The sequence below is a fragment of the Microbacterium resistens NBRC 103078 genome, from assembly GCF_001552355.1.
Taxonomy (GTDB): Bacteria; Actinomycetota; Actinomycetes; order Actinomycetales; family Microbacteriaceae; genus Microbacterium; species Microbacterium resistens.
Genome location: NZ_BCRA01000180.1, coordinates 1 through 4,455, shown reverse-complemented (window position 1 = coordinate 4,455; position 4,455 = coordinate 1). Strand labels below are relative to the sequence as shown.

The 4,455-nt window shown below is 70.4% G+C and carries 4 protein-coding genes; all 4 read left to right on the top strand.

Annotated elements, in window-relative coordinates; all coding sequences use genetic code 11:
* The first annotated feature begins 145 nt into the window (after window positions 1–145).
* Complete coding sequence (locus MR1_RS18585) at window positions 146–781, top strand: helix-turn-helix transcriptional regulator (RefSeq protein WP_067250628.1); 636 nt, start codon at window positions 146–148, stop codon at window positions 779–781.
* A gap of 21 nt (window positions 782–802) precedes the next feature.
* Complete coding sequence (locus tag MR1_RS18580; protein ID WP_067250625.1) at window positions 803–2,233, top strand: cytochrome ubiquinol oxidase subunit I; 1,431 nt, start codon at window positions 803–805, stop codon at window positions 2,231–2,233.
* Between the two features lie 11 nt (window positions 2,234–2,244).
* Window positions 2,245–3,270: a cytochrome d ubiquinol oxidase subunit II gene (cydB, locus tag MR1_RS18575; protein WP_067250622.1), complete on the top strand. Its 1,026-nt coding sequence runs from the start codon at window positions 2,245–2,247 to the stop codon at window positions 3,268–3,270.
* Between the two features lie 172 nt (window positions 3,271–3,442).
* On the top strand, window positions 3,443–4,455 hold a 1,013-nt coding region (locus tag MR1_RS18570), incomplete at its 3' end, for an ABC transporter transmembrane domain-containing protein (protein ID WP_255218201.1).

Below are 4,455 nucleotides of genomic sequence, written 5' to 3'. Positions count from 1 at the left end.
CAGCGCGCGCGGCGGGGCACGGCGGGGCGCGCGGAGGGCGGGCATCCGGAAGGGGAATCGTCACGATCAGCAATACCTATCGGAAGCGCGATTATTCACGGCCCGAGGCCTCAGAAGGCCTCCGTGGCCTGGCAATAATGGAGCCATGGCCAACGGTGCGCCCGTTTGCGGGCCGATCTCCAGCTACTCCCGGGTGAGGATTCTGCACCTGGTGCAGTCGCGGTCCCCGCGCACGATCGGCGAGCTGACCGAGGCGACGGGGCTCCACGCCAACACGATCCGCGAGCACCTGCAGCGGCTCATCGAGGGCGGGTACGTGATCCAGAGCACCGAGCGCCGGACCACGCGAGGCCGCCCCCGGACGCTCTACAGCGCCGCCACCGGCGCCCCGGACGCGTCCAGCCCGGTCGCCCGCAGGAAGGTGTCCGCCGCGGCCGAGCGGGGCGATCTCATGCGGCGCCTCCTCCGGACCGAGGGGTCGGAGCTGGGACGCGAGGCCACCTACCAGCTCGACGCGCTCGTCGAGCACCTCGAGGAGAGCGGATTCGAGCCGGTCGTCGCCGACGACGGCCTGCGGGTCGAGCTCACCCCGTGCCCGCACGCGGCCGCCCGGCCCGAGCACCGGCCGGTGCTGTGCCAGGTCCACCTGGGGCTCATGCAGGGCGTGCTCGCCGAGGCGGGCGGCCCGCTGTCGGCCGAATGCGTGCGCGCGGCCGACCGGCCCGAGGAATGCACCGTGCAGCTGACCACCGAGCTGCTGACCGCCGCAGCGCGCGGCTGACGGACGAGGAAGGAGCAGCACATGGAATGGCTCGACCCGCTGGTGCTCTCACGCTGGCAGTTCGGACTGACGACGGTGTACCACTACCTGTTCGTCCCGCTGACGATCGGGATGGCCACGGTCACCGCGATCTTCCAGACGATGTGGGTGCGCACCGCCAAGATCGAGTACCTGCACCTCACCCGCCTGTTCGCGAAGATCTTCCTCATCAACTTCGCCATGGGCGTGGTCACCGGCATCGTGCAGGAGTTCCAGTTCGGGATGAACTGGTCCGACTACTCCCGCTTCGTCGGCGACGTGTTCGGCGCCCCGCTCGCGTTCGAAGGACTGCTGGCCTTCTTCTTCGAGGCGACGTTCATCGGGCTGTGGATCTTCGGGTGGGACAAGCTCCCGCCGAAGCTGCACCTCGCCACGATCTGGTGCGTGGTCGTCGGGTCGATCCTCTCCGCGTACTTCATCATCGCGGCCAACGCGTTCATGCAGAACCCGGTCGGATACGAGTACAACGCCGCCACCAACCGCGCCGAGCTCGTCGACTTCGGGGCGCTGCTGACCAACCCGGTGGCCGTGACCGCGTTCCCGCACACCATCTTCGGCGCGTTCATGTTCGCCGCCGGAGTCGTGATCTCCACCTCCGCCTGGCACCTGTACCGCGGGCAGCACACGTCGACGATGCGGATCTCGCTGCGCTTCGGCCTGTGGGCGATGCTCGTCTCCGCCGCGGGGGTGGTCCTCACGGGCGACCAGCTGGGCCTGGCGATGTACGCGACGCAGCCGATGAAGATGGCGGCCGCCGAGGCGACGTTCAACACCGTGTGCGGCAAGGACGCGGCCTTCAGCCTCTTCACGCTCGGCACCCCGGACGGGAAGACGGACCTCTTCTCCATCCGGGTTCCGTACCTGCTGTCGCTGCTGTCCACGCACACCGTCGACGGCTGCGTGCACGGCATCAACGATCTGAACGCCGAGTACGCGGAGCGGTTCGCGGACACCGGCCTGACCGAGTTCACCCCGATCCTCTGGGTCACCTACTGGGCGTTCCGCTGGATGATCGGGCTCGGCATGCTCCACGCCTTCATCGCCCTCGTGGGCCTCTGGGTCACGCGCAAGAGCGCGAAGAGCGAGCCGGCCGCGTGGATGTGGAAGATCGCGATCTGGTCCTACCCGCTCGCCCTCGGCGCGAACATCGTCGGCTGGGTCTTCACCGAGATGGGCAGGCAGCCCTGGATCGTGTTCAGCCTCATGACGACGCGCGACGGCGTCTCGCCCGGCGTCAGCGGGGTCGAGGTCCTGATCTCTCTCATCTGCTTCACCGCCATCTACGCCGCGCTCGCCGTGGTGGAGGTCGCGCTCATCATCCGCGCCGCCCAGAAGGGGCCGGACACCACCGAGAAGCCCGCGGACGCGGACGGGGCCGGAACCCCCGGCGGCGTCTCGTCGGTCGTCTACTGAGGAGGATGGTCATGGATCTCGCATACCTCTGGTTCTGGATCGTCGCGTTCCTCTTCGTCGGATACTTCGTGCTCGACGGGTTCGACTTCGGCGTCGGGATGTCGCTGCCGTTCCTCGGCAAGGACGATGTCTCCCGTCGGCAGATCATCAACACCATCGGGCCGGTCTGGGATCTCAACGAGACCTGGGTGATCGTGGCCGGCGCGTGCCTGTTCGCGTCGTTCCCGGAGTGGTACGCATCGCTGTTCAGCGGGTTCTACCTGCCGCTGCTGATCATCCTGCTGGCCCTGATCCTGCGGGGCGTGTCGTTCGAGTACCGGCACCAGCGCGACGACCCGCGCTGGAAGCGCCGCTTCGACACGATGATCGTCGTGGGCTCCGCCGTCCCGGCCCTGCTGTGGGGCGTGGCGTTCGGCAACATCGTGCAGGGCGTCCCGCTGAACGAGGACCACGTCTTCACGGGGAGCCTGTTCACGCTCCTTAACCCGTACGGCCTGCTCGTCGGCGTCACGACGCTCCTGCTGTTCTTCCTGCACGGTGTGACGTTCGTCGCGCTGAAGACGGACGGGCCGGTGCGCGAGAACGCCCGACGCCTGGCGCTGCGTGCGTCGCTGCCGACCGTGCTCGCCGCGGCGGCGACGGTGGTCTGGACGATCGTGATCGCGGCCGGACGCCCGTCGCTGCTCGCGATGGTCGTCGTCTTCGGCGCGCTCGCCGCGGTCGCGCTGCTCGCCTCGGTGCTGTTCACCGCCCGCGGGCGCGAGGGCTGGGCGTTCGTCGCGGGGATGGTCACGACCCTCGCCGCGGTCGTCATGCTCTTCGGGGCGCTCTTCCCGAACGTCCTGCCGTCGACGACGGATCCGGCCTTCGGCCTGACGATCGAGAACGCGTCCAGCACGCCCTACACGCTCCAGATCATGACGTGGACCGCGCTCATCGCGATGCCGCTCGTGCTCGCCTACCAGGCGTGGACGTACTGGGTCTTCCGCAAGCGCGTGACCCGGACGTCGATCGAGGCGGCGCCGGCGCACGCGTGAGACCCGGGGACGCGGGATGGCCCGGACGGCCGGCGTCGTCGTCCGGGCGCGGGGGCGCATCCCGCGCAAGAGGGGGCGCCGCCCGCGTCGTGGGACCCGTTCTCCCTGACGGGCTCCCGCGACGCGGGTGCGGTGTCGCGGGTTCCGGTGACGGAACGGGGAGGATCGAGGGATGAAGCCCGTCGACCCGCGTCTGCTCCGGTATGCCCCTGCCGCGCGGACCTGGCTGGTCGTCTCCGCGGGGATCGCGCTCGCGCAGACGGCGGTCACGCTGGCGTTCGCGTGGATCGTGGCGGCGGCGATCACGGCGGTTGCCGAGCAGCGCCCGCTGGCGGACGGCTCGCTCCTCGCGCTCGCGGGCGTCGTCCTCGTCCGCGGCGGGCTGATCTGGGCGTCGGAGGCGTGGGGTGCGCGGGCCGCGGCGCGCACGGGCATGCAGCTGCGGGAGGCGCTGCTGGACGCGATCCGGCGCCGGGGCCCGGAGTGGCTCGCCCGCCGGAACCAGGCGGCCCTGGCCGTCACGGCGGGGCACGGTCTGGACGCCCTGGACCCGTACTTCGCCCGCTACATCCCGCAACTGGTCCTCACCGCGATCGCGACCCCGGTGATCGTCCTCGTGATGTGGCTGGAGGACTGGCCGAGCGGGCTCACGGCGATCGTGACGCTCCCGCTCATCCCGATCTTCCTCATCCTCATCGGCATCGCCACCCGCACCGTGCAGCGGCGTCAGCTCCGTGTGCTCCAGCAGCTCGCGGCCCGCTTCGCCGACACGGTGCAGGGACTGGCCACGCTGCGCGTGTTCGGGCGCGAACGGCGGGCGGCGGCGCGGATGCGCGAGACCGCAGAGCAGTACCGGCGCGAGACGATGAGGGTCCTGCGCTACTCGTTCCTGTCCGGGCTCTCCCTGGAGCTGCTGTCCTCGCTCGCCGTCGCGCTCATCGCGGTGTCCGTCGGATTCCGCCTCCTCGCCGGGGAGATCGAGCTCGGCCCTGGCCTGTTCGTGCTGCTCCTGGCCCCCGAGGCGTTCCTGCCGCTGCGGCAGGTGGGTGTGCAGTTCCACGCCGCCGCTGAAGGGGTGGCCGCCACCGAGGACGTCTTCGCCGTGCTGGACGAGGATCGCCCGGCGGCCGCGTCGGCGTCCGCGTCGGCGGCGTCGGGACACTCCCGCGACGCGGCCCGCTCCCC

Coding starts and splice junctions, on each gene's coding strand:
- cydB (WP_067250622.1), top strand. CDS start 2,245: ATGGATCTCGCATACCTCTGGTTCTGGATCGTCGCGTTCCTCTTCGTC.
- MR1_RS18585 (WP_067250628.1), top strand. CDS start 146: ATGGCCAACGGTGCGCCCGTTTGCGGGCCGATCTCCAGCTACTCCCGG.
- MR1_RS18580 (WP_067250625.1), top strand. CDS start 803: ATGGAATGGCTCGACCCGCTGGTGCTCTCACGCTGGCAGTTCGGACTG.